The sequence below is a fragment of the Paenibacillus sp. CMAA1364 genome (assembly GCF_054373195.1).
The window spans coordinates 15600-40131 of the sequence record NZ_JBITNB010000028.1; the positions used below are offsets into that span (position 1 = coordinate 15600).

Below are 24532 nucleotides of genomic sequence, written 5' to 3' on the forward strand. Positions count from 1 at the left end.
TATATTATTTGATCTTCTGTAACATAGCATAGATTTGTTTATTCAACCAATGCGTTAACAAGGGATGAGGTAACAATGCTTTACCCGTATAACGGTAATCGAATCCATCCAATCGTTGTGGAATAACATTCGAAGTGAAATACCCTTCACTTAGAAAGAGTGGAACAACAATAACATCATAGCCTTGATCTGTCTGCCAATATGACATTTTATCTATCACAGAATCTGGATTTAACAATGCATAATCTACATTAACCATTGTGCTGATGTTACGAATCTTTCCAACTAGTAATGACATTCCATCTTCCCAACGTTGTCTAAATTGATCATAAATACTGCCATGCCCTACAATAAGAATAACTTCTCGCTTAGGATTAACAGATTGAACTTTCGCTTTATCCCATATCATATTCGCAACATCTGTATCATCATCCATCGGAACACCATAATGTATATTAGCCTCAATACGAAAAGGTACAAGATCAGTCTCGCAATCCGCTGTTTTCTTCGCTCCTAAGGCAAATGCAATTTCATCCACATGTGTGCTTCCTGAGGATACAAATAAGGGTATAACGACAATATCAGTCACGCCTTGTTGCTCAAGTGCATCTATTCCATCTTGAATCAATCTATTCTCTACGATCTCCAAGAACGAAACCGCCACAGGAATACGATCCTGTAGCGGTAATTGATGGACAGCCATATCTACTAATTCTACCCAAGATGTTTCTCTAGAACCATGGCTGATAATTAGAATACCTGGCTTCTTCATCATTACCGCCCTAATCGTTCCAATGACATTTTATACCCTTCGTTACCATAATTCAAACAACGCTTCACACGAGAGATGGTAGCTGTACTTGCACCAGTCTCTGCCTCAATTTGATTATAAGTAGATCCTTTACCTAACATGCGAGCTACTTCTAGTCTTTGTGACATGGACTGCATTTCGTTCACCGTGCACAGATCATCAAAGAATACGTAACATTCCTCTATATTCTTAAGACTTAATACAGCTTCAAATAATTGATCTACGTTCTTGTCATTGAGTTTCTTTAATTGCATATTTTATCATCCCCTACTATTACTATGTATCCCCATTGTACTTTAGTCGATGTGATATTTTCAAGCATTAACGATGTCACGCACTAAAGAAGTGAAATTTATAAGAATAGATTCTTACTATATCAAGCGATATCAACTAACTATAGCCAGATGGGCACAAGCCCTTTTCCGCTCTTATCCCGTATTATACAGGCATTCGCCCTTACATTATGTTCGCCTACCACATACAGTGTTGTAAACCAATCCGAAAAGGAAAGTGATAATCATGGCTGAGCATTATCATCGTAATTCTCCGAGTAACCAACGTTCACTCGGTCCTTTCTCTTCGCCTTCATATAATAGTCCGTATCCCGGAATTGATTCTATGGGGGAGATTCCTACCATTGAACCTTCTGGTATTACACCGTTACTAGGAAATGGTGGCTTGAATGAATTAGGAACAACCGAATATATGAATCCGGCAGTTGCTGCAACAACGACAGTCTTACCCGCTGCGAAATCAGCAAGTGGGTTCTCTCTTGCAAATATTGGAGAACTTAAAGGCGTCATCGATCGAATGGGAGGTATTGATGGTATCGTCGCCTCCATGGGCAAATTCCAAAAAGTGATGGCAGGTGTCACACAAATGGCTCCCATGATCAAGCTCATGATGGGGTCTATAGGGAAAGGCAAGAAAAAGGCGTCCTCTGAAGATAAAGATAGTCTATACTATACACCACCTAAACGCCGTCGCAAGAAGTCCTCAACCTCTAAGCGAAAACAAGCTACAGGTCGAAAGTCCAACAAGAATACGAAGCGGTTCAAGAAACGTTTGACGAACAAGAGGTAAACAGATTCTTCCATAAGCATGATCTTTCGTTTATAATGATTTGCAACCCCATTTGGGGTTCTTTTTTATGTGTTATAAATTATCACCTTTACTTAAACCACCCACGACGTATGAACCAGAGTACCATGCCACCACCAAGCAGGAACATTCCTATCATGACAAAGTAATACCCATATGGCCAATGTAGCTCTGGCATATGATCGAAATTCATCCCATAGATACCCGCTATCAATGTCAAAGGCATGAACACAGTGGTGATAACCGTGAGTGTCTTCATAATGGCATTCATCCGGTTAGAATTAAGGGAGATATAACTATCTCTCAGATCAGCCGTCATTTCACGATCCGCCTCGATCATATCCGTAAGCTTAATCAAATGATCATATATATCGGCAAAATACATCATGTGCTCCCCACTATTCTTAATGTGGTTAGAATTTATGATCCGATACATCAGATCACGCATAGGAACGATGGTGCGTCGAAGCTTAAGAAGCCTTCCTCGTAGATCAAACACTTGATTCATTAGATCTTCCACCGATTCGTTACTACCTTCATTCTCAAGCTCAGCTAATTCATCCTCAATACTATATAACGAAGGGAAATAGCGATCTACCATCATATCCATGATCGTGTAGGCACAACCAATTGGGCCTCGAGACCAAATCTTACGTTCATGGGCATGTTGAATCACTTGTTGCCAAGCTTCATCAATCTCGCTGAGTTGTTGGTGATGAAAGGATACGAGGAGATTATGGTTTAAGAATAGATCCACTTCAACAGCCTTTAAAGTCTCGGGATTCAATGCATGCAGAACAAGAAATTGCAATTCATCATAGAAATCTAGCTTGGGTCTTTGTAATACAAGCATACAATCTTCTATGGCCAGTGGGTGAAAATGAAAGTATGTCTCCAGAAGTGATGCCTCTTTGGCAGTAGGTGAACTGAAATCTACCCACATCCATGCGTAATCCTCCATCTGAATCTCTTCTAATGGAATCCCTATCTTGACTTCATGAGAATGAGTAATGGCCATTGTTCTAATCATCAGTTCGTCCTTTCTAGTCATGTTCTTTGCATGATATAGATATAAAAAAAAGCCAACCTTCAGCGATTGGCCTTATCTTTAGAATAAAATTTTGAATATTAATCCTGCAAGCAGTCCTGAGATTGGAATCGTAATGAACCATGTGATAATAATTCTTCCAGCCAATGACCACTTCACTTCAGATACGCGTTTCGCACTACCCACACCTAGTAATGCAGATGTAATGGCATGTGTTGTACTTACAGGCATATGAAGTACTGTTGCTGTTAAGATGACAGAAGCTCCAGTCATATCTGCTGCGAATCCATTAATCGGTTCGATTTTAAATATCTTAGTTCCCATCGTTTTGATGATTTTCCATCCGCCGACAGAGGTACCAAGCGCCATAGCTGTTGCCGCTGATAGTTTAACCCACAACGGTACTTCTAATGTATCTAACCGGCCCGATGTCACAAGAGCAAATGTTATGATACCCATCGCCTTCTGTGCATCGTTCGTTCCGTGAGTGAATGATTGTAGTGCTGCGGTCACGATCTGCGCAGAACGGAATCCTTTATTTACGGTGTGAGGACTTTTATTGGCAAATATCCATTTCAATACCGTCATAACAATATAACCAACGACAAATGCAATTAATGGCGAGAAGATGAGAACCTTAACGATACTAAGAAAACCTTCCCATTTCACATGATCAGAGCCTGCCCCCACGAGAACTGCACCTGCTAGAGCACCTATTAAGGCATGTGATGAGGACGAAGGAATACCGAACCACCAAGTCACCAGATTCCAGATTATCGCGGCGAGTAGAGTTGCAATAACTACCTCTATCCCATTATCCAGTGTCGCAGGATCTGCAACACTTCCACCAATAGTCTTAGCTACACCAGTAAACATCATAGCACCAAGGAAGTTCATACAAGCAGCCATAATAATAGCTACTCTTGGCTTCAAAGCACGAGTAGAGACGGATGTTGCAATCGCATTCGCCGTATCATGAAATCCGTTGATGAAGTCAAATGCTAATGCGAGAAAGATAACAATACCTAAAACAAATAATGATGTCTCCATGTTCCTAAACTCCTTAAGAATTACTCATAATAATCGATTCCAGCATATTGGCCACATCTTCACACGTGTCCGTCGTTTGTTCTAGACGTTCATAAATTTCCTTCTTCTTAATCAATTCAATCGGATCGCTAACCGTCTCGAACAAATTCTTAATACAAATTCTTAGCAATTCGTCACCTTGGTTCTCAAGGTCATTCAAGCGAATCGTGTATTCCCGTATAGCAAGCAGTTTTTTCTGAGATAGCAAATGAATCGCTTTTTGTATTTCATAAGCTGATTGACGTAATATCTCTGCAAATGCAAGGATATATTCATCTGTTTCATCAAAATTATACATATAGAATCGAGATGAAGTCGCTTCAAGACCATCTATAACGTCATCCAAACTAGATGTAAGAGCAAGAATATCATCTCGATCAATCGGTGTTATAAAGGTTTTGTTAAGTTCTAGAATAATAATATGTGTGAACTCGTCACATTCAGACTCATACTTCTTCATTTCTGTGAAAAACGCATTCACATCTTTAACATTACCTACATTTTCAGCAAAATAATCAGCAGCTTGTACGATCTTATCTGCCATATTCTCCATCGTCTCAAAAAAAATGTCCTTCTTCTTCAATCTCATTTGATTACCCCTTTACAGAAATATTGCCATGCCTACAGCCTTTAAACTCCGATGACAACCCTGTTATTCTACCACATTTATAAACTAAATTGTGAAATCAAAATTGCATTGTTTTCAGAGCTAGCCTGTATATTTTACAATAGCATATTTTTCGTGTCAAAAGTCATTCTTTTGTGACAATTTATTCGACTTTCATTCCGTGCTGGAAGAGTTGGATACTTTGACATGACTGTCAAAAGAAGGGTTATTGGGAACGATGTTGATATAGGTTGTTCCAGGTACGAACGGTATCTCTATATTGTTATGAATAAAGCGAATGACATCCCCTTTACGATGAATCCAGCTCCCCTTCATCATACGACCCTGTTGAAATATTAGCGCTTCGCCACCTTGATTGATATCAACAGAGATTCTTCCAATATCATCGAGCACCTTGTGGTCCGCACCCATAACAATAACGTTCGCAGCTTCAAGTTGCAGATTTGTCGTCAAATCGATATGCGACTTATGGTTAATGAACCGTTTATACTTTTTAATCGTGTCATCATATTCATAGGTTACAGCGTAACTTTTCTGTAGAAAGGTAATATCAATCTTCTTAGCTTCGTCACCTGAGATGACTTCATTACCATCCCTGAACTCATACGTGGGGATGGTCACCTCTTGGGCATATTTCAATTTATCAGCGCCTGCTCGTAGCTTGTCCGTATCTGAGTATAAATTATGCGGCGCTTTACGACTCTTATCTCTCCAAAAGAAGTAACCTGCTTTGCCTATCTCATCCAAGTCCTCTTTCTTCTGTCTCTGTATGATGGCATAGGCTTCTGGACTTCCTCCAGCATGTACGAGCAAGCCGTTATACATCTCTCCAATTTCAATGAGATACGGTCTAATACTACGAATGGGACCTACGGTAACTGCATCCGTATTACTTTGATAGATAGCAACAAGCCGTGTAATTCCACCTTCTGCAAGCACTTCATAGACAATATCTGCCTTACTAAGCCCTGACTGAGGTCTGGCTGCGGGCGCATTATTAACCATCACAGCGATGGGGCGTGCATTTGTTGGAACGTCTACAGGTAGTCCTGTTAATAGAGCTGTATGTACAATTGGAGGTATATCTTCAACCACATCATTGTCTTCTACAATGGGTGTTGGATTCTCAATCGGTAAGATTTTTGTTTCTGTTTCGACATTTGCGCACGATGTAATCATCAAAGACATAAGTACAATAAGTAACATATGTTTGATTTGCAATCGATTCATCAGATTATGGTTCCCCCTTATAATATATATTTTCTCTTCTTCTCATTTAATCACAAAAGAAGTTCCTTGTCTGTCCTTACTCGCTAAGAATACTAATAGGGACAGCCGTCATAGCATGTGTTACTCCACTAAATGTAGACACAAAGAAGAGCAAGACTTATGGATAAGCCCTGCTCTTCTATGGTAGATATAGTTCTATGCTTCACTCTTGTTCTCAACATCAAGTTGATCCGATTCTGCGCCAAACATCCAGCAATTCAGACTAATATTGCCATGCTGATAATCTTGAAATAGCCGTTTCGCCTGACGTTCATCATCTGCTGCGCCCATCGCATAGAATATCGGAATGAAGTGTTCTGCTCCGTAGTGTGGAACAGCTTGATCCGCATTAGGCGCTATCTCTTGATATTCAAATAAGGATTTCAAGTTCCATTGCTCTAGTTGTTCAGCGACCCAATTGTCGAACTCAACGGCCCAAGGATCCGGCTGATCGCTATGCTTAATTTTTCTAAGATTATGGACAAGTCCACCACTAGCGATGATTAGCACGTCTTTCTTACGAAGCTCAGCCAACATACTTCCTATCTTATATTGTTCCTCTGGTGTGCGTGTTGAGTCTACAGAGAGTTCTACGACTGGAATATTAGCTTCTGGATACATCTTCTGGAGAATAATCCACACCCCATGATCAAGCCCACGTCCACGTTCGTTGACATATTTCAGATTATTTCTTTTGAAAATGTCTTCTAATTCCTTATTCAGTTCAGGATCGCCTTCCACAGGATACGTAAGCTTATACATTTCCTCTGGAAATCCGTAGAAATCATGCATCGTACTGTGTTTATCATCTACACTCATCGACTGATCAGGTGTATCCCAATGTGCTGAGAAGACTACGATAGCCCTCGGTTTCTTGAATTGAAAGCTGAGTTTTTGTAGGAATTGAGTATATTTATGATCTTCTAGGGCTAGCATCGGTGAGCCGTGAGCTACAAATAGAGAAGGTAATGTCATTGATGTCAACCTCCATATATCAGTATGTGTTGCTAGTCACTATTTTACAGCTTATGGAGGCATCTTGACAATAAATATGATCTAATGATTCATATTTAATCCTCCAATGTCTATAATCCTAATATCATTTTGGCTACACTGAAATAGATAACTAGTCCCGTACCGTCTACTAATGTTGTTATTAAAGGTCCAGAGATGACGGCTGGATCTGCCTTGAATTTATGCAGGATAAGTGGCAGAATAGCAGCTACTAGTGAGGCCCACAGCACAATGAGCATCGCTGTAATCGCAACAACATAACCAATATCCGATCCGACACCGAGCATGGATGCTCTTAGAAAGGCTATCAATGAAATCGTAGCCCCTGTTAAGAACGAAGTACTAAATTCTTTCTTGACCACTTTTAAAATATCTCTAAAGGCAACTTCTCCTACAGCAAGGGCACGGACCAACGTAGATACCGTCTGAGTTCCTGTGTTCCCACCTGTACCCACTAGCAATGGAATAAAGAATGCTAGTGATATGACTTCCGATAGCGTCGCTTCATAGTACCTTAATACAGAACCTGTATAGGCTTCGGCAACGAATAAGATCAATAACCATACGATCCTCTTCTTGTATAAGTGAAACACAGAGGTTTTGAAATACGTACGATCTAACGGTCGGCTTCCCCCGAGCATTTGAATATCTTCAGTTGCTTCTTCTTTCATGACGTCAATGAGATCATCGACGGTGATCGCCCCAATCAGCCTAGACTCCGTATCTACAACAGGAAGAGCGACCAAGTCATAACGGGACAGAAGCACTGCAGCTTCCTCTTGTTCCATGGTTGCGGGAACAGAAATGGCTTCATCCATAATCTCTTTCAATAACGTCTGTGGTGCCGCTAATATAATTCTTTTCAAAGAAACAACACCTACTAGCTCACCCATTGTTCCGATGACGTAAATATAGGCCATAATCTCAGCATCATGCCCAACCTTACGTATATGTTCCAATGTTGTCTCGATCGTCCATGTGCTAGTTGCAGCAATATAGTCAATGGTAGCTAGACTTCCCGCGGTCTCTTCTGGGAATGTCATCAGCGTTAGAACTTTCTGACGATAATCCGCTGGAAGTAGATCTAATAATTTCTCTGCCTGATAACGATGTATGGCTAACATCATATCTACGACTACGTCACCCGGCATCTCATAGAGTACCTTGGAAGTTAATTCCTCTTTTAGATGATAGAGAATTTGATATTGTAATAAAGGATCTAGATATTCAAGTATTTCAGCAGACTCCCTCGATGGAAGCAGTTCAACGAATTTCAGTTGTTCTTCTCGATCCAATAATTCTAGACTCTCTGCGATATCAATGGGTCTGAACATTCCCAAGAACATAGCAATTGAATCATGATCAGATATGCTGATCATCTCACGCATTTTTTGCAAATTTATCATATCATGTACCCCTTCAACGTTATGGTAATGACAGCATCATTCCTACTATGATACCGTCATTACCCATAACAGGCAAAAGTGAATGCTAGTATTCGACTCTATTCACGTCTTTATTCATCCATACATTGCATTCGATCTTTCATATTCTTATACTTGAATTACAAGTAAGGCGTTCGTAGATAGGAGGGGTTGCATTGTCCATCAAGAAAATGATTAAAGAAAACAATACGTTACGTGAACACATGAATCCTACGAATAAGGATTATTATGAAGATATCGTTGTGTATGTCCGTAGTAGCGGAGTCGATCGAACACAAAGTGAACAGATGTTATTGAAGCTAGCCCATGAAGTACTAGACGCGCAACACAAAGGCATTACTGCACGTCAATTATTAGGTGAAGATGCTGAAGAATACAGTCGAACACAGATCTCAACCTTTGCCATACAAAAGACAATGACTGGTTTCCCCTATTATGTAATGATTGCGTGGGTTGCATTAAGTTTATTCTTCTTTATGGAGGCTATCGTAGGTTTCACTGTGCTGTGGATGAAAGGCTCCGTGTCTAGCTTCAACCAGATCAGCTTACTAACCATTATCGTTATTGCCGTAGGTTCTATTCTACTAATAGAATCTGTTACCAATTTATTAAATAAAGGGGGAGAAGATGGGGAAAACAAGAAACCAACCATTAATTTAATGACTATCGGAATATACGTTGTCATTATGGTTGTTATCTTAATGATTGGTTATATGATTAGAAATCTATTACCCGTCTTTACGATTCAGCCTTGGGTTAGTCTGATTATTGCTTCAATCGGTTTACTAGGTTGGTTCATACTATTCAAAAGGAGGAAATAACCTAATGAAAATGAAACGAATGACAGCGACAGCAACCATCATTGCATTAACACTTACCATACAGGCTTCCTTGCCCGTCATTATGGCGGATCAAGCGGGGACTTCCACAAGTCCATCTACTCACGACAATGCTGTATCGACTAAATATATGATCAATAAAGATCGTGCACAACATGTGTATAATACTTTTGTGAAGCAAGTACAACAACCTAACCACCTTAAGCAGTCACATGACTTTATGAAATCTCACATTTATGAAGTTACGCCTTATCAAGCAACTCTGATGACCCTTCGATTGGAGAATGCACTTCAAGCGCAATGGCAGAAGTGGAGCGACCAATTCTTCGCTGACTCCATCCAGAATAAATTAGTTAAAATATATATACCTAAAGATACATTAAGCACACTAATCGCACGTACGACGAACCAAGAGTTACGGAATTTTCTGCAGGGTGCATTAGATAGTGGATATAAGCTTGAGACTGCAGAGGGGATGTTCTTCCCTGAGATCGATTATGAACGGTTTGCTAAGTATCGTCCTTATGTCATGAACGATATTAAGACTTATATCGATATTATGGCTGTAGAATCGGCTAATCCGCCAGCAAAGGATGCTGCACTCGTTATTAGTTGGGAAGAGATCACCAAACGTGCCTTATCACAAGAAGCTTTTGTCCAAGCACATCCGAACTCCAATCGCACAATACAGATAGATAACTTATACCAGAGCTATGTAATCAATACGGCATATGGTCTGAATAACACACCATTATTCGATTATGACTCACACGTAATGGATGCAAAAGCCAAAGATACTTATCTATCTCTTTTAGCGAATAGTGATATCGGAAATAGTGGTTATCTAAAGAAGCTTCAATCATTTATGGATGTTCTAAAATCCAATAACTACAAGTTAAATGATAGCGTACAGAAACATCTGAAAGAACATTATCCCTTCTCTTAGTAACAGTCACTCGATAAAATAAAAAAGCGCTCTTCTTGGCACCGTGAAGTTATGTTCATTCACGGTTTCGCTCAAGAAGGGCGCTTTTATAATCTTACTTAATAGGAACCACTTCTTCCGATGCGTGGGTTATGCTTAATGGTTCGATGATCTTAGGTCTTCGACTCGCAATAAAGACGCCAACCAGAATAATCATCAGTCCAAGGATCAATGTCCACTTGATATGCTCGTTCAACAAGGTGACTCCCCAAATGACCGCTGTGCATGGGACCAAATACGTCACCATCATAGCAAACTCCGGGCTTCCTTTCTCCACAATATAATAGAACAATATATAGGCAATCCCTGATCCGAACACGCCTAATCCTATAATCATGAGTAGATTTGAACCTGTCGTCACATGTGAGAAGGAGATTCCTTCCTTAGCGAACGCCATGCTTCCACTTCCGATCATGGTACATAGAAGCGTTCCAAACGTCATCTGATACATGGAATAACCCTTGGTGATGAGCTTCTTAGATAGTTGTGTACCAAATGCATAACAGATGGTCGCTAGAATCATACACCCAACGCCGGTTACATCCATCGTAACGAGCGTTCCTGGATTGATATCGAGTAATACAATAATACCTATGGTTGCTATCCCTATCCCGAGCCATTGCCTTTTATTAGATACAGAGCCAAAGAATAATATTCCCACAATAATCGTCCACACCGGTGTCGATGCATTCAACACACTCGCCATACTGCTTGGCAGACGTGTCTCGCTATAAGCAATAAGTGCCCATGGTATAGCCGTATTAATCAAGGCCATGCTCGCCATCGGTATCCATGAGATCGTTCGAAATCCAAATGGCTTTCTTAATACAAGCATGATCAATATGATGATGCTAAGTCCCGCTCCTGATCTTAAGAATGCGATACTCCATGGACCAAAGTCGTGAAGAAGTATTTTGATAAAATAGAATGAACCGCCCCATATGAGACTGAGTGTTATAAGTGCTATATATACAAGACGTGACAATCGTACTCCTTCTTTCTCATCAGATCACACAACATTAAAATAATAGATTAAATAAGTTCGCATCTTTGCTAAGTTCTTTATAATCAAACCCTTTACGATCCAACCGTTCAATTAATGCGCCATAGTCTTCTTTAGAGTCCAATTCAATGCCTACAAGTGCTGGACCATTCTCTTTATTATGTTTCTTCGTGTATTCGAAATTCGTGATATCATCATCGGGTCCTAACACATCCTCAAGGAATTCCCGGAGTGCGCCTGCACGTTGTGGAAAGTTAATCATGAAATAATGCTTAAGCCCTTCATAGATAAGAGATCTTTCCTTAATTTCCTGCATACGAGCGATATCATTATTTCCACCACTAATAATACAGACAACCGTTTTCCCAACAATCTGCTCACGATATAAATCCAGTGCAGATACAGTCAGCGCGCCTGCAGGCTCAACAACGATGGCATTCTCATTATATAATTCTAGAATCGTAGTACAGACTTTCCCTTCAGGCACCTTCAAGATATCATCAAGTGTACTGGCACATATCTCATAAGTTAAGTTCCCTACACGCTTGACTGCAGCACCATCCACGAATTTATCTATCTCATCTAACGTGACCACTTCATTACGACGTAATGCCTCGCTCATGGATGCCGCACCTAACGGCTCTACACCAATTAACTTCGTCTGTGGACTAACCGTTTGGAAATACGATCCTATCCCAGCGGCTAATCCTCCCCCACCGATGGTCACAAATACATAGTCAGCTGGCGTATCAAGACTCTCCATCACTTCCATAGCAATGGTACCGTTTCCTGCAATGATTCGGGTCTCGTCAAAAGGGTGTATAAACGTCAACCCATGTTCATCACAAGCCTTCATAGCTTCTGTGTATGCATCATCATACGTATCCCCCGTAAGTATCACTTGTACGTTCTCGCCACCGAATCGACGTACTTGTTTCACTTTTTGGTTAGGTGTTGTACTAGGCATGTATATCTTCCCTTGAATACCTAGTGTTTTACATGAAAAGGCTACGCCCTGAGCATGATTCCCTGCACTTGCACACACGATACCCTTTGCTAATTCTTCCTCAGACAGATTGCGTATCATATTATAAGCACCACGTATTTTGAATGAGCGTACGATTTGTAAATCTTCTCTTTTCAGAAATACTTTACAATTATATTTAGCCGACAGTACCGCATCCCATTGTAATGGTGTACGCACAATGACTTCTTTCAAAACATGATGAGCCCGAACAATTTCCTCCATCATCACATGTCCAACTTTTGTATCCTTATTTGTTTCTTTCATATTTCTTCTCACTCCAATAGTTATGAAACAACGTCTTACGCTGTTTATTTTCTAATTCCCATCTTCATACCCTACTCTTTTCGAACCTATATTTCAAGCAATCCATGTCACACGTATGTATGATGCAATAAATATGATTGACATATAATTCGTGGAGCGTTACGATTTATTCTTTGTTAGTTCTACATTATCATACAGTTAGATGAGAGCATCATTGAGTATGAAAAAGGCGGCCACACTATGAAAAAGAAATCTATCGATATCCTACACATTATGGTAGGAACTTTTCTCTTCGCATTAGCAGTAAATATATTCGTCATTCCAAATGAATTCGGTGAGGGCGGCGTAACAGGTCTGACCATCATCTTCTATTATCTTTTCCAATGGTCTCCAGGTCTGGTCAACTTAATTATCAACGCTTTCTTACTCTTGATAGGCTATAGATTCTTGGACAAGCAAACGACAATCTACACGATTATTGCTGTACTATTTAATTCCCTATTTCTTCATTTAACCGAAGATTGGAGTATCTCTTCTAACGAATTGATCGTGAATGCCGTTTTTGGAGGGATGTTCACAGGTGTTGGTATCGGGATGATTGTACGTGCGGGTGGTACTACTGCTGGCACTGTGATTCTAGCACGAATGACTAATAAATATTTGGACTGGAATATTAGTTACTCTCTATTATTCTTCGATTTAATTGTTGCTTTCTCTTCTTATTTCATTATTGGAGCAGAGAGCTTGATGTTTACGATTATCATGTTATATGTAGCTACTAAAGTGATGGACTTCCTTATTGAAGGACTGAATCCCAAGAAAGCTGTCATGATAATATCCCAAGCACAAGATCAAATCGCGGAGAAAGTCACGATATGTATGGAAAGAGGGGTCACTGTTCTCTCGGGACGTGGCTATTACACCAAATCCTCCAAAGAAATTCTTTACATCGTTATCAGCAAACAAGAAGTCTCTACGCTTAAAAAGATCGTGAAATCAATTGATGTTAATGCTTTCGTTACCATTCACGATGTGCGTGATGTGTTTGGGGAAGGGTTTGTTGACATTTCGAAATAATAATTGGAAAACAGTTCATTTAACAGCATCTATGGCCGCTACGCGAATGGATTATCCTTACGATCGCTGTTGAAATGGGATTTCTTGATTATGAATATTATTGTAGTAGATATCCCATTTCAAAGGCGAGCGCTTCGCTTCTTCAAGACAATTCCATTCGCTCCGCTCAGACATGCTGTAGATTCAACCACTATTTTCCAATCGATTAATTTGCTCTATTAGGTATAGAAAGAGGCTTTACTAAGATTAAAGTGTGCGCCTTAGAAAAACATTGGATCAACCCTTGGGTAGATCCGATGCATTCTAGGGGGTGCACTTTTTTTGTGCCCGCACAAATTGAAAAGGCTGACCCTGTGGAATACAGGAATCAGCTTATAGGTTGAATGGACTTGAATCTACAACGGAGAAGGCGGAATCATTCTGGAAAAGGGAAGCGTTCACCTACAAGCTTTCCAACGGAAAGCTACTTCGGAAGCTTATGCTTTGGCCCCGGATTTCAACCTTGTTCATAGCGTTCAGAAGAAATCGGAGGGCAACAGCGATCGGAAGAATGATCCGCATGCGTAGTGATGCATAGGCTTCTACATGTTGGATAGTACCGTTGTTCTTTTAATGCCTACAAAAGTGCTTTGGCAGCGATATCGGAACGTAGTTGTTTGCCATCAAACTGAATATTCGCAGCCGATTTATACGCATGTTCACGAGCTTGAGAAATATCTTGCCCAAGACCAACAACGCCTAGCACACGCCCACCATTCGTGACCCATTCGTCCTTGTTATTCTTAGAGGTACCCGCATGAAATACGAGTGTCTCTTGGACATCTTCAAGTCCATGAATGGTAATTCCTTTGTGATAGGCTGCAGGGTAGCCCTGTGATGCGAGTACTACACAGACGGCCGCTTCATCACTCCACTGTATATCGATATCTGCCAATGTTCCGTTCACTGCAGACATCATAATGGCTAAGAGATCACTCTTCAATCGTGGTAATACAACCTGTGTCTCAGGATCTCCAAACCGAGCATTGAATTCAATCGTCTTTGGTGTTCCATCTGGAGAAATCATCAACCCGGCGAACAGTACACCTCGGAATGGACGACCTTCAGCAACCATAGCGCTCGCAGTTGGCTTGATGATCTTCTCAATCGCCTCTTCAATAATAGAAGATTTAATATGTGGAAGTGGGGAATACGTTCCCATCCCCCCTGTATTAGGCCCTTGATCATTATCGAATATTTGCTTGTGATCTTGAGCTGCCACCATAGGGCGAACGGTCTCTCCATCCACAAATGCGAGAATCGACATTTCTTGACCCGCTAGGAATTCCTCGATAACGACATGCTTTCCCGCATCACCGAATACTTTGCTCACCATAATGTCATAGAGTGCTTTCTCTGCTTGCTCCATGGTAAAGGCGACGGTTACCCCTTTACCTGCGGCTAATCCATCTGCCTTAATCACTATAGGCACTTGTTGTGATTGCAAATAAGCCAAGGCAACATCGTAATTGTTGAATTTCTCATAAGCGGCTGTAGGAATATTATATTTATGTAATAAATCTTTCATAAACGTCTTACTTCCTTCGATCGCCGCGGCATTCTTACGGGGTCCAAACACAGCAATATTCTCTGCTTCAAATGCATCCACAATACCATCCACTAGAGGATCATCGGGACCAATAACCACCAAGTCAATCTTCTTCTCTTTGGCAAAAGCGGTCAAAGCATCGAATTCATTTACACCAATAGGTACACATTCTGCTATCGTTGCAATTCCAGCATTACCGGGCGCGCAGTATATGACTCCAGCCTGCGGACTCTTCGCAAGCGACCATACGATGGCATGCTCACGACCTCCACCACCAACGACCAATATATCCATATTTGCCTCTCCCTCTACGACTTTATTTTCTAATTAGAATCATCCAAATCTATTATTCCTTAGTGTTTAAAGTGACGAACCCCTGTGAATACCATCGCAATACCATATTTATTGGCTGCTTGAATGGATTCATTATCTTTGATCGATCCACCCGGTTGGATAATTGCCGTAATGCCTGCTTTCGCTGCATATTCAACTGTATCTCCCATAGGGAAGAATGCATCGGATGCCATAACGGAACCGTTCGCTTTATCAGCCGCTTGCTCAATAGCAATCTTGGCTGAACCGACACGATTCATTTGTCCTGCACCAACACCAACCGTCATGTTGTCCGCTACCAGTACGATCGCATTAGACTTAACATGCTTAACTACTTTCCAGCCCACCAATAGTTGTTTCAATTCCTCTTCTGTTGGTTTACGGTCTGTCACGATATTCAAATCTGAACTCTTCACAGCGTGAACATCACTCTCTTGTACGACCATTCCACCATCGAATGAAGTCATCAGGAATTGACTCTTTCGATCTTCTGACGAACCGAACTCACCCATCTTCAATAGGCGTAAATTCTTCTTCTTCGTGAGAATTTCAAGAGCTTCAGGTGTGAAGTCTGGTGCAAGTATAATTTCTAAGAACACATCTTTTAACAAGTCTGCCGTATCCGCATCAATCGTACGATTCGCTGCCACGATGCCTCCGAAGATGGACGTTGGATCTGCTTGATAAGCTTTTTGATACGCTTCACACACATTCTCTCCGATACCCACACCACATGGATTCATATGCTTCACCGCAACAACAGCTGGTTCATTAAATTCTTTGACTATTTGTAGAGCTGCATTCGCATCATTAATGTTGTTATAAGACAATTCTTTCCCATGAAGTTGCTCAGCCGTTGTCAATGTTCCTTGTGCAGCCAACGGTTTACGATAGAATGCACCTTGTTGATGAGGATTCTCTCCGTAACGCAAATCTTGTATTTTCTCATAAGTTACCGTTAGACGCTCCGGTAATGGATCGCCTGTTACGTTCGATAAGTAGTCAGCGATTAGAGCGTCATAGGATGCCGTATGACGAAATACCTTTGCAGCTAGACGCTTACGTGTGGCAAGCGTGGTATCTCCATCTTTACGGATTTCATCAAGCACTGCGCTATAATCATTAGCATCTACAACCACACTCACAAATGCATGGTTCTTTGCACCTGAACGAAGCATAGTCGGACCACCGATATCAATGTTCTCGATCGCTTCTTCATAAGATACATCTGGCTTAGCAATGGTCTCTTGGAACGGGTAGAGATTCACAACTACAAGATCAATATATCCAAGATCCAATTCCTTCATTTGTTGTTGATGTTCTATGTTATCACGCACAGCTAATAGCCCGCTATGTACAGCAGGATGCAATGTTTTAACACGTCCATCCATAATTTCTGGGAATCCCGTAACTTCGGATATGCCGATAACTGGAATCCCCTCTTTAGCAAGTAGACTGCTTGTTCCACCTGTCGAGATGATCTCCACACCTAATGCAGATAATTCTCTACAAAAATCCACAATCCCCTGTTTATCCGACACGCTGACTAACGCTCTTTTTATACTCACGAATTGAATCCTCCCCTACATATATTGATGATTTTCGACCAGTCCTCTGTCATTCTACTTATATTATTTCCCGAGAAATATCAAAAAACGTATATTCTCATCACCTATGCCTAATCAACACTACTTAGTTGGCAATATCGTTACCTGTCTGTCGTTCAATTGTACGCGTCCAGCTGCGAACCATGATACGACACGAGGATATAATTCTTGTTCAATGGCATGTATGTCACTTGTTAGAACATCTAGGTGCGCATTAGGATTAATCTCGATACTCTTCTGAGCAATAATAGGTCCCGTATCCATTCCTCCATCAACAAAGTGTACTGTAACTCCAGTGATGGTAACACCATAGTTCAGTGCTTGCACGACCGCATTCGTCCCAGGGAAGGACGGGAGTAATGATGGATGTATGTTAATAAGTCGCCCACTATATTTATCGACAATGACACTTGTTAGAAGACGCATGTAACCTGCCAATAAGATAAGATCTACATTCATCGCTTCTAACTGTTCCACAATTTCCTCTTCGTACGCTTCCCGAGAAGCATACGATTTAGGACTGAAGGTATATACAGGTACACCTGCATCCTTCGCCCTTGTAACAACGGTTGCTTGAGGTTTATCACATACTAATAGTTCAACCTTCGCACCCCCGAGTAGTCCTGCCTTCGCAGCATCTACTAGTGTCTGAAAGTTACTGCCTTCACCCGAAGCGAATACAGCGATACGATAATGACTCATTATACGTCAGCCCCAGTAAAGGTTACAATGGATTCGCCTTTGTTCACACGACCAATCACATAGGCATTTTCTCCATTTGATTTCAATATATTTAGAGCTTCCACAGCATCTTCTTCTTTCACGATCAATACTAATCCAATACCCATGTTGAAGGTTGTAAACATATCCCGATTAGAAATATCACCCTTCTTCTGCATCAATTCGAAGATAGGAAGTATTGGCCATGAACCATAGCTAATATCCACATTGACACCGTCAGGCAACATACGTGGGATATTCTCAATGAATCCTCCACCCGTAATATGTGCCATCCCTTTAACGTTCAATTTCTCAATTAAATCAAGTAATGATTTCACATAGATTTGAGTAGGTGTTAGCAGTACATCTCCCAGCTTTCCACCCAATTCGCTAATTTCATCATGTAAATCATATCCTTCTTGTTCCAATAGAAGCTTTCTAACTAAAGAGAATCCATTGCTATGCACACCACTGGAAGCCAGTCCAATTACAGCATCGCCAGGTGCGATGGTTGAACCATTGATGATTTTCTTCTTGTCCACTACACCTACCGTGAATCCTGCAATGTCGTACTCACCTTCCGAATACATTCCCGGCATTTCAGCTGTCTCACCACCAATTAATGCACATCCAGCCTGAACACAACCTTCAGCAATTCCAGCAACAATAGCTTCAATCTTCTGAGGCAATACTTTGTCGCAAGCTAAGTAATCCAGGAAGAAAAGAGGTTCTGCACCTTGAACGACAATATCGTTCACACACATCGCTACTGCATCTATTCCTATCGTATCGTGTTTGTCCATTGCAAAAGCAATCTTCAACTTCGTACCGACACCATCTGTCCCTGATACTAATACAGGCTCATCATATTTATCCTTATTCATTCCGAATAAGGCTCCAAATCCCCCTAAATCTGTCATCACTTCTGGACGTAGGGTCCGTTTCACATGTTTCTTCATACGCTCTACCGCTTCGTTTCCTGCCGCGATATCTACCCCTGCACTTTTATAAGCTTCAGACATTTGAATGAACACTCCTTCCTGAATTGACGAATCATTGTATATAATCTTTTAACAGCCACATCCGCCTTTTTCTTCTCCACCGAAATCAAGCGTTGTTGGATAGTCATTATCGAAGCAAGCGAGGCATAACCCGCCGTTGTAATCATCTTTATTATCTCCGCTCACAGCACCGATGAGCCCTTCTGCCGTTAAGAAAGCAAGTGAATCGGCATTAATCTCACGGCAAATTTCTTCTACTGTTTTGCCATGAGCAATCAATTGTTTGCGGTCTGGTGTATCAATTCCGTAATAACATGGATTCTTAAATGGTGGTGACGTTATCCGCACATGAACTTCGGTAGCACCTGCTTCACGCAACAGATTGACGATGCGCAGGCTAGTAGTACCTCTAACAATAGAATCATCAATCATAACGACACGTTTACCTTCCACGACACGACGAACTGCGCTTAGCTTCATCTTAACGCCTTGTTCACGTAACTCTTGGCTCGGTTGAATGAAAGTACGACCTGTATATTTATTCTTAATTAGACCAAGTTCATAAGGAATGCCTGTCTGCTCAGCGTAACCGATGGCAGCAGATATGCTAGAATCCGGAACACCTGTTACAAGATCAGCATCGACAAAAGCTTCAAGCGCTAGTTGACTACCCATTCTTTTACGTGAAGCATGCAGGTTCGAACCGTTAAGATCACTATCTGGACGTGCGAAATAAATATACTCCATTGCACATAATGCTTTGCGTTGTGGCTCCGTGTAACGATCTTCTCTAAGACCATCCTGATCAAGAATTAGTAATTCTCCAGGTTGTATATCACGTAATAACTTGGCACCAATCGTCTCAAGAGCGCAACTCTCTGAGGCAAATATATAGGCATCTCCTAATTTCCCCATCGTTACTGGACGTAGTCCATGTGGATCCGAAGCTACTATTAATTTATCATTTGTCATAATGAGAAAAGCATAACCACCAACGATTCGTTGAAGTGCTTCTTTCGCAGCTTCCACAATATCTTTGGACGAACGTGCAATCAGATGAGCAACAACCTCCGTGTCACTTGTCGTCTGAAAGATAGATCCACTCTGTTCCAACTCATGACGGATTTGCGGTGCATTAATGATATTACCATTCGTTGCAATAGCTAGGTTCCCATCACGATATTTAAACACAAGCGGTTGTGCGTTGGCTAATTGGCTTTCGCCACTTGTGGAGTATCGCACGTGCCCAATCGACATATTCCCAGTCAATGTAGCCATGGTATCTTTATCGAATACTTCCTTCACAAGTCCCATACCACGATGATAGTTGAATGCCTTCCCATCAGACACACATAATCCGCAACTCTCTTCTCCACGATGCTGTAGTGCATGTAATCCATAATAGGAGAGTGAAGCAGCCTCCGGATGATTGAATACTCCGAAGACCCCACATTCTTCTTTTAACGTGTCAAAAATATCATCCTTGCCCGTTCCTTCGTTATAAAAGTCTCCTGTCCACAGCGGATGGGAAGTGGTTAGTTCGGACGTTAACTTAGAAGATGTTATTTCATGAGACATGGAATCGCATCCTCCCAGACCTTCTTATATGATTCTACAGATTCGTTTATAGCATTCACACCATTAATCGCAATAGTAAGGTTCTCACCCTTCACAACCCCAATCTTCACCACTGGAACACCGTGACCTTCGATATACGATTGTAACTGATCTGCCTTATCTGCTGTTGCTGATAACAAAATACGTGATTGGCTTTCACTAAATAATGCAAAATCAGAGCGAAGTTCTGTCGTAATATGGACCTCTGCACCTAGTCCTCCACTAATACAAGATTCTGCAATAGCTACTGCAAATCCACCTTCAGATAGATCATGTGCAGACTGGACCAAGCCACTTTGGATTGAACCGAGTACCGATGCAAGCAATTTCTTCTCCACTTGAAGATCAAGTGCTGGTGGGCGCCCTTCGGCTACACCATGAAGAACAGTCTGGAATTCACTACCACCAAGTTCTGCCGCCGTATTTCCAAGAAGAAGAATAACATCGCCTTCCTCCTTAAATCCTTGTGTTGTAATATGATCCGTGTCATGTACAAGACCAACCATTCCCACAACCGGTGTTGGATAGATGGATCCTTTGGCATTCTCATTGTAGAGACTGACATTTCCACCAATGACCGGCGTATCTAATGCACGACAAGCTTCTGCCATCCCGTCGACCGCACGTTCCATTTGCCAGAAGATATCCGGTTTCTCTGGGTTACCAAAGTTCAAGTTATCCGTTATTGCAATAGGTTCAGCACCAGAACATACAATGTTTCTCGCTGCTTCACTCACAGCGATCTTCCCACCCACTTCAGGATCAAGATACACATAACGACCATTGCAGTCGGTTGTCATCGCAAGACCCTTACGTGTTCCACGTATTGTGACTACAGCAGCATCCGAACCCGGACGAACCGCTGTATTGGTGCGCACCATATAATCATATTGTTCATATACCCATGCTTTACTAGCTACCGTTGGTGAAGAGAGAATCTTGCTCAATGCACCGCTAAGATCGGTAACCTCATCATAACGAAGGGTATCTATCTGATCACTATTCACATAATACGCAGGAACAGATGATGGTTTATCATAGATTGGGCACTCATCAACCAATGCGACTACAGGCATATCGCCAACCACTTCATCATGGTGATACACTTTCAATCTTCCATCATCCGTCACTTTACCTACCTTGGCACAAATGACTCCCCAACGATCGAAGATTTCTTGCGCTTGCGCTTCATCTTTAGGCTCAACAACGAATAACATGCGTTCTTGTGATTCGGACAGCATCATTTCGTATGGCGTCATACCTTCTTCACGTTGTGGTACTTGATCTAAGTAAAGTTCTAGCCCGTTGCCAGCTTTACTTGCCATCTCCGCACTCGAACATGTTAACCCCGCTGCACCCATATCTTGAATACCAACGACAATACCGCTATTAATCAATTCCAAGCAAGATTCCATCACGAGCTTCTCCATGAACGGATCACCTACTTGCACTGCCGTACGATTAGCTTCGGATTCTTCACTAAGTTCAATAGAAGCAAATGTCGCTCCGTGAATCCCGTCTCGACCTGTTGGTGGTCCAACATAGTACACTGGGTTACCTACACCTTTAGCTACACCACGCTGAATCTTATCATGATCAATAAGCCCAACACACATCGCATTAACTAATGGATTGCCCTCATAGCTCTCATCGAATACAACTTCGCCACCTACCGTGGGAATACCGATACAATTACCGTAACCTGCAATACCTGACACGACATGCTCGAATAAATACTTCACACGATCACTTTCAAGCTTACCGAAACGTAGAGAGTTCAATACAGCTATAGGTCTAGCACCCATGGAGAAAATATCGCGAATAATACCCCCAACGCCTGTCGCAGCACCTTGATACGGTTCAACTGCTGAAGGGTGATTATGACTCTCAATTTTGAATACAACCGCTTGATTATCACCAATATCTACGATCCCTGCACCTTCACCAGGACCCATAAGAACACGCGGTCCAGTCGTTGGGAAACGACGAAGCAATGGTTTAGAGTTCTTATACGCGCAATGTTCTGACCACATGACGCTGAACACACCAATTTCGGTATAGTTAGGTTTACGCCCCATGAATCCACAGATCAAATCGTATTCACTATCTGACACACCCATCTGATGGTATATTCGTTGTTCTGCAATTTGTTCTACTGTAGGTTCCTTAGCGGATTGTTGCTGTACCATGTGTATCCCTCCATGACTTTAATATAGATGTGAACATACGCTTTCCGTCTTCTGATCCCAATAAGCTATCCACAGCCCGCTCTGGATGGGGCATCATTCCGATAATATTCCCGTTCTCATTACAGATTCCAGCAATATCTTCTAGAGAACCGTTTGGATTATCTCCATAAGTAAACACAATTTGATTATTAGCCTTCAACTGTGCAAGCGTTTCTTCATCACAATAGTAATTCCCTTCGCCATGAGCGATTGGAATGATGATTTCCTCATTCTTGCTATATTCCTGTGTGAACGGTGTCTCGTTATTCACTACCTTTAGTACCGTATCGTGGCAACGGAATTTCATTGACGTGTTCCGAAGTAGTGCTCCCGGTAACAATCCCGCTTCCGTTAGAATCTGGAATCCATTACATATGCCTAGTATATATTTGCCTTGTTCAGCAGCTTTAGCAACCTCAGCCATGACTGGAGCGAAGCGTGAAATCGCACCACAACGTAAGTAATCTCCATAGGAAAACCCACCCGGTACGATAATGCAATCATACGCAGAAAGGTCAGTAGCTGTATGCCATACATAATCTACAGAATCGCCAACGGTATCTTCTACCGCTTTATAACAGTCAATATCACAATTGGAACCTGGAAAGACTAAGACTGCAAATTTCATAATCTTAACCCTCCAATTCGTAACGGTAATCCTCGACTACCGTATTAGCTAGTAGTTTCTCACACATTGCCTTCAATCGTTCTTCCGCTTCAGCACGGTTATCCGTATCTAGCGTAACTTCCATATATTTACCAATACGCAGACTTTCTACTTCTTGGAATCCCATGGAGTGTAATGCACCTTGAACTGCAACCCCTTGTGGATCTAATACACCCTTCTTAACAGTTACATATACCGTCGCTTTAATCATAATTCAACGTTCCTCCTCAGAAATTTCATATATTATTGTGAATGCGTTAATCTACGATAAATATCCATATATCGATCTGTTGTCTTCTCCACTACTTCGTGAGGAAGTGGTGCTGGCTTACTCAACTTATCCCAAGATGAGCTGGCTAGATAAGATCGAACGGGTTCTTTGTCCAAACTATCTATCTCCACATCGAGTTCCACCTTGTCTTTAGACCAGAATCGGGAACAGTCCGGTGTAAAAATCTCATCAATGAGAATCACTTCTCCATCCAATATACCGAATTCGAACTTACAATCGGCTATAACAATTCCACGTTGATCACAGTAATCATGTGCAAACTCATATAACTTCAAGCTTCGCTCCCTAAGATCAACTGCCAGATCTTCACCTACTAATTGCTTCATTGTGTTGAATGTGATGTCTTCATCATGACCGATATCATTCTTAGCTGCTGGGGAGAAGATAGGTTGATCAAAACGCTCGTTCTTTCGCATCCCTGTACGAATTGAGATGCCATTTACTTCTTGTGACTCTTCATATTGACGCCAAGCGCCACCAGTCAGATATCCGCGCACAACACATTCGATATCAATGCGCTTTGCTTTGTGAACGACCATGACACGATTCCTTAGCAATTCCTTATCCTTAATGATATCACCAAGTTGTTCTACATCCGTATGAACGACATGATTCTTCATCAGTTCAGCTGTCTGTTCGAACCAGTAGGCACTTAATTGATTCAAGATATTTCCTTTGTCAGGCACTGGTGGATCCAGAACATAATCAAAGGCAGAGATCCGATCTGTCACTACGATGAGAATAAGATCTCCTAGATCATATAATTCACGAACCTTACCTTTATATATCAGTGGAGCGTCAATAAGTTCTACAGCAGAGGCTATAGCCGTTGATGTCATGTCCATTCACCTCACATTCACATTATTATCCCATCATCAT

General features: G+C 41.5%; 23 protein-coding genes. 4 read left to right on the forward strand and 19 right to left on the reverse strand.

Going from position 1 to position 24532, the window contains the following annotated elements; genetic code table 11:
• Positions 1–4: 4 nt before the first annotated feature.
• Both ACH8E3_RS14150 and ACH8E3_RS14155 read right to left on the reverse strand, forming a co-directional pair.
• Complete coding sequence (locus ACH8E3_RS14150) at positions 5–772, reverse strand: sirohydrochlorin chelatase (RefSeq protein WP_458633319.1); 768 nt, start codon at positions 770–772, stop codon at positions 5–7.
• Between the two features lie 2 nt (positions 773–774).
• Entirely contained in the window at positions 775–1065 is a 291-nt protein-coding gene (locus ACH8E3_RS14155; RefSeq protein WP_458633292.1) for a YerC/YecD family TrpR-related protein, read from the reverse strand.
• Between the two features lie 265 nt (positions 1066–1330).
• Here ACH8E3_RS14155 and ACH8E3_RS14160 point away from each other — a divergent pair, with 265 nt between their 5' ends.
• Positions 1331–1894, forward strand: a complete 564-nt coding sequence (locus ACH8E3_RS14160; protein ID WP_458633293.1) for a tyrosine protein kinase — start codon at positions 1331–1333, stop codon at positions 1892–1894.
• An 88-nt stretch (positions 1895–1982) separates the two neighbouring features.
• On the opposite strand, the gene corA is transcribed toward ACH8E3_RS14160, so the two are convergent.
• The 6 genes from corA to mgtE form a co-directional block, all read right to left on the reverse strand.
• On the reverse strand, positions 1983–2942 hold the full coding sequence (corA, locus tag ACH8E3_RS14165) for a magnesium/cobalt transporter CorA (RefSeq protein ID WP_458633294.1): 960 nt from the start codon (positions 2940–2942) through the stop codon (positions 1983–1985).
• A 78-nt stretch (positions 2943–3020) separates the two neighbouring features.
• Positions 3021–4010 carry an inorganic phosphate transporter gene (locus ACH8E3_RS14170; RefSeq protein ID WP_458633295.1) on the reverse strand — a complete coding sequence of 330 codons (990 nt, stop codon included), beginning with the start codon at positions 4008–4010 and terminating at the stop codon, positions 3021–3023.
• A gap of 13 nt (positions 4011–4023) precedes the next feature.
• On the reverse strand, positions 4024–4638 hold the full coding sequence (locus tag ACH8E3_RS14175; RefSeq protein ID WP_458633296.1) for a DUF47 domain-containing protein: 615 nt from the start codon (positions 4636–4638) through the stop codon (positions 4024–4026).
• 192 nt (positions 4639–4830) lie between these two features.
• A complete protein-coding gene (locus ACH8E3_RS14180; RefSeq protein ID WP_458633297.1) occupies positions 4831–5907 on the reverse strand; it encodes a DUF3048 domain-containing protein in 1077 nt (358 codons plus the stop codon).
• Between the two features lie 195 nt (positions 5908–6102).
• On the reverse strand, positions 6103–6921 hold the full coding sequence (locus tag ACH8E3_RS14185) for a DODA-type extradiol aromatic ring-opening family dioxygenase (RefSeq protein ID WP_458633298.1): 819 nt from the start codon (positions 6919–6921) through the stop codon (positions 6103–6105).
• Positions 6922–7031: 110 nt separating this feature from the next.
• Positions 7032–8357, reverse strand: a complete 1326-nt coding sequence (gene mgtE, locus ACH8E3_RS14190; RefSeq protein WP_458633320.1) for a magnesium transporter — start codon at positions 8355–8357, stop codon at positions 7032–7034.
• A 203-nt stretch (positions 8358–8560) separates the two neighbouring features.
• On the opposite strand from mgtE, the gene ACH8E3_RS14195 reads away from it, so the two are divergent.
• Together ACH8E3_RS14195 and ACH8E3_RS14200 are read left to right on the forward strand one after the other, a co-directional pair.
• The gene (locus ACH8E3_RS14195) at positions 8561–9226 is read left to right on the forward strand and encodes a DUF1129 family protein (protein WP_458633299.1); all 666 of its coding nucleotides are present in this window, start codon (positions 8561–8563) and stop codon (positions 9224–9226) included.
• Between the two features lie 4 nt (positions 9227–9230).
• Positions 9231–10190, forward strand: coding sequence for a hypothetical protein (locus ACH8E3_RS14200; protein ID WP_458633300.1), 960 nt, complete (start codon positions 9231–9233; stop codon positions 10188–10190).
• A 94-nt stretch (positions 10191–10284) separates the two neighbouring features.
• Here ACH8E3_RS14200 and ACH8E3_RS14205 read toward each other — a convergent pair whose 3' ends face one another.
• Positions 10285–11214 (reverse strand): DMT family transporter, encoded by a 930-nt coding sequence (locus ACH8E3_RS14205; RefSeq protein ID WP_458633301.1) that lies wholly within the window; start codon positions 11212–11214, stop codon positions 10285–10287.
• 34 nt (positions 11215–11248) lie between these two features.
• Entirely contained in the window at positions 11249–12523 is a 1275-nt protein-coding gene (gene ilvA / locus ACH8E3_RS14210) for a threonine ammonia-lyase IlvA (protein WP_458633302.1), read from the reverse strand.
• Positions 12524–12763: 240 nt separating this feature from the next.
• Here ilvA and ACH8E3_RS14215 point away from each other — a divergent pair, with 240 nt between their 5' ends.
• Positions 12764–13600 carry a YitT family protein gene (locus ACH8E3_RS14215; protein WP_458633303.1) on the forward strand — a complete coding sequence of 279 codons (837 nt, stop codon included), beginning with the start codon at positions 12764–12766 and terminating at the stop codon, positions 13598–13600.
• Between the two features lie 616 nt (positions 13601–14216).
• Here ACH8E3_RS14215 and purD read toward each other — a convergent pair.
• The 9 genes from purD to ACH8E3_RS14260 form a co-directional block, all read right to left on the reverse strand.
• Positions 14217–15482, reverse strand: a complete 1266-nt coding sequence (gene purD / locus ACH8E3_RS14220) for a phosphoribosylamine--glycine ligase (protein ID WP_458633304.1) — start codon at positions 15480–15482, stop codon at positions 14217–14219.
• A 59-nt stretch (positions 15483–15541) separates the two neighbouring features.
• Complete coding sequence (gene purH / locus ACH8E3_RS14225) at positions 15542–17089, reverse strand: bifunctional phosphoribosylaminoimidazolecarboxamide formyltransferase/IMP cyclohydrolase (RefSeq protein WP_458633305.1); 1548 nt, start codon at positions 17087–17089, stop codon at positions 15542–15544.
• A 120-nt stretch (positions 17090–17209) separates the two neighbouring features.
• On the reverse strand, positions 17210–17830 hold the full coding sequence (gene purN / locus ACH8E3_RS14230; RefSeq protein WP_458633306.1) for a phosphoribosylglycinamide formyltransferase: 621 nt from the start codon (positions 17828–17830) through the stop codon (positions 17210–17212).
• Complete coding sequence (gene purM, locus ACH8E3_RS14235) at positions 17830–18870, reverse strand: phosphoribosylformylglycinamidine cyclo-ligase (RefSeq protein WP_458633307.1); 1041 nt, start codon at positions 18868–18870, stop codon at positions 17830–17832. Before purM ends, purN begins: the two co-directional genes overlap by 1 nt.
• A gap of 48 nt (positions 18871–18918) precedes the next feature.
• Positions 18919–20427, reverse strand: a complete 1509-nt coding sequence (gene purF, locus ACH8E3_RS14240) for an amidophosphoribosyltransferase (protein WP_458633308.1) — start codon at positions 20425–20427, stop codon at positions 18919–18921.
• On the reverse strand, positions 20412–22655 hold the full coding sequence (purL, locus tag ACH8E3_RS14245; protein WP_458633309.1) for a phosphoribosylformylglycinamidine synthase subunit PurL: 2244 nt from the start codon (positions 22653–22655) through the stop codon (positions 20412–20414). The genes purF and purL overlap by 16 nt, the downstream gene beginning before the upstream one ends.
• The gene (gene purQ, locus ACH8E3_RS14250; RefSeq protein ID WP_458633310.1) at positions 22633–23322 is read right to left on the reverse strand and encodes a phosphoribosylformylglycinamidine synthase subunit PurQ; all 690 of its coding nucleotides are present in this window, start codon (positions 23320–23322) and stop codon (positions 22633–22635) included. The genes purL and purQ overlap by 23 nt, the downstream gene beginning before the upstream one ends.
• Before the next feature lie 4 nt (positions 23323–23326).
• The gene (purS, locus tag ACH8E3_RS14255; protein WP_458633311.1) at positions 23327–23572 is read right to left on the reverse strand and encodes a phosphoribosylformylglycinamidine synthase subunit PurS; all 246 of its coding nucleotides are present in this window, start codon (positions 23570–23572) and stop codon (positions 23327–23329) included.
• 32 nt (positions 23573–23604) lie between these two features.
• Positions 23605–24492, reverse strand: coding sequence for a phosphoribosylaminoimidazolesuccinocarboxamide synthase (locus ACH8E3_RS14260; RefSeq protein WP_458633312.1), 888 nt, complete (start codon positions 24490–24492; stop codon positions 23605–23607).
• Between the last annotated feature and the right edge of the window lie 40 nt (positions 24493–24532).

What these genes read in the sequence shown, in the direction of transcription:
- ACH8E3_RS14150 (WP_458633319.1), bottom strand. Translation starts at nt 772, where the DNA reads ATGAAGAAGCCAGGTATTCTAATTATCAGCCATGGTTCTAGAGAAACA.
- ACH8E3_RS14155 (WP_458633292.1), bottom strand. Translation starts at nt 1,065, where the DNA reads ATGCAATTAAAGAAACTCAATGACAAGAACGTAGATCAATTATTTGAA.
- ACH8E3_RS14160 (WP_458633293.1), top strand. Translation starts at nt 1,331, where the DNA reads ATGGCTGAGCATTATCATCGTAATTCTCCGAGTAACCAACGTTCACTC.
- corA (WP_458633294.1), bottom strand. Translation starts at nt 2,942, where the DNA reads ATGATTAGAACAATGGCCATTACTCATTCTCATGAAGTCAAGATAGGG.
- ACH8E3_RS14170 (WP_458633295.1), bottom strand. Translation starts at nt 4,010, where the DNA reads ATGGAGACATCATTATTTGTTTTAGGTATTGTTATCTTTCTCGCATTA.
- ACH8E3_RS14175 (WP_458633296.1), bottom strand. Translation starts at nt 4,638, where the DNA reads ATGAGATTGAAGAAGAAGGACATTTTTTTTGAGACGATGGAGAATATG.
- ACH8E3_RS14180 (WP_458633297.1), bottom strand. Translation starts at nt 5,907, where the DNA reads ATGAATCGATTGCAAATCAAACATATGTTACTTATTGTACTTATGTCT.
- ACH8E3_RS14185 (WP_458633298.1), bottom strand. Translation starts at nt 6,921, where the DNA reads ATGACATTACCTTCTCTATTTGTAGCTCACGGCTCACCGATGCTAGCC.
- ACH8E3_RS14200 (WP_458633300.1), top strand. Translation starts at nt 9,231, where the DNA reads ATGAAAATGAAACGAATGACAGCGACAGCAACCATCATTGCATTAACA.
- ilvA (WP_458633302.1), bottom strand. Translation starts at nt 12,523, where the DNA reads ATGAAAGAAACAAATAAGGATACAAAAGTTGGACATGTGATGATGGAG.
- ACH8E3_RS14215 (WP_458633303.1), top strand. Translation starts at nt 12,764, where the DNA reads ATGAAAAAGAAATCTATCGATATCCTACACATTATGGTAGGAACTTTT.
- purD (WP_458633304.1), bottom strand. Translation starts at nt 15,482, where the DNA reads ATGGATATATTGGTCGTTGGTGGTGGAGGTCGTGAGCATGCCATCGTA.
- purN (WP_458633306.1), bottom strand. Translation starts at nt 17,830, where the DNA reads ATGAGTCATTATCGTATCGCTGTATTCGCTTCGGGTGAAGGCAGTAAC.
- purM (WP_458633307.1), bottom strand. Translation starts at nt 18,870, where the DNA reads ATGTCTGAAGCTTATAAAAGTGCAGGGGTAGATATCGCGGCAGGAAAC.
- purF (WP_458633308.1), bottom strand. Translation starts at nt 20,427, where the DNA reads ATGTCTCATGAAATAACATCTTCTAAGTTAACGTCCGAACTAACCACT.
- purL (WP_458633309.1), bottom strand. Translation starts at nt 22,655, where the DNA reads ATGGTACAGCAACAATCCGCTAAGGAACCTACAGTAGAACAAATTGCA.
- purQ (WP_458633310.1), bottom strand. Translation starts at nt 23,322, where the DNA reads ATGAAATTTGCAGTCTTAGTCTTTCCAGGTTCCAATTGTGATATTGAC.
- purS (WP_458633311.1), bottom strand. Translation starts at nt 23,572, where the DNA reads ATGATTAAAGCGACGGTATATGTAACTGTTAAGAAGGGTGTATTAGAT.
- ACH8E3_RS14260 (WP_458633312.1), bottom strand. Translation starts at nt 24,492, where the DNA reads ATGACATCAACGGCTATAGCCTCTGCTGTAGAACTTATTGACGCTCCA.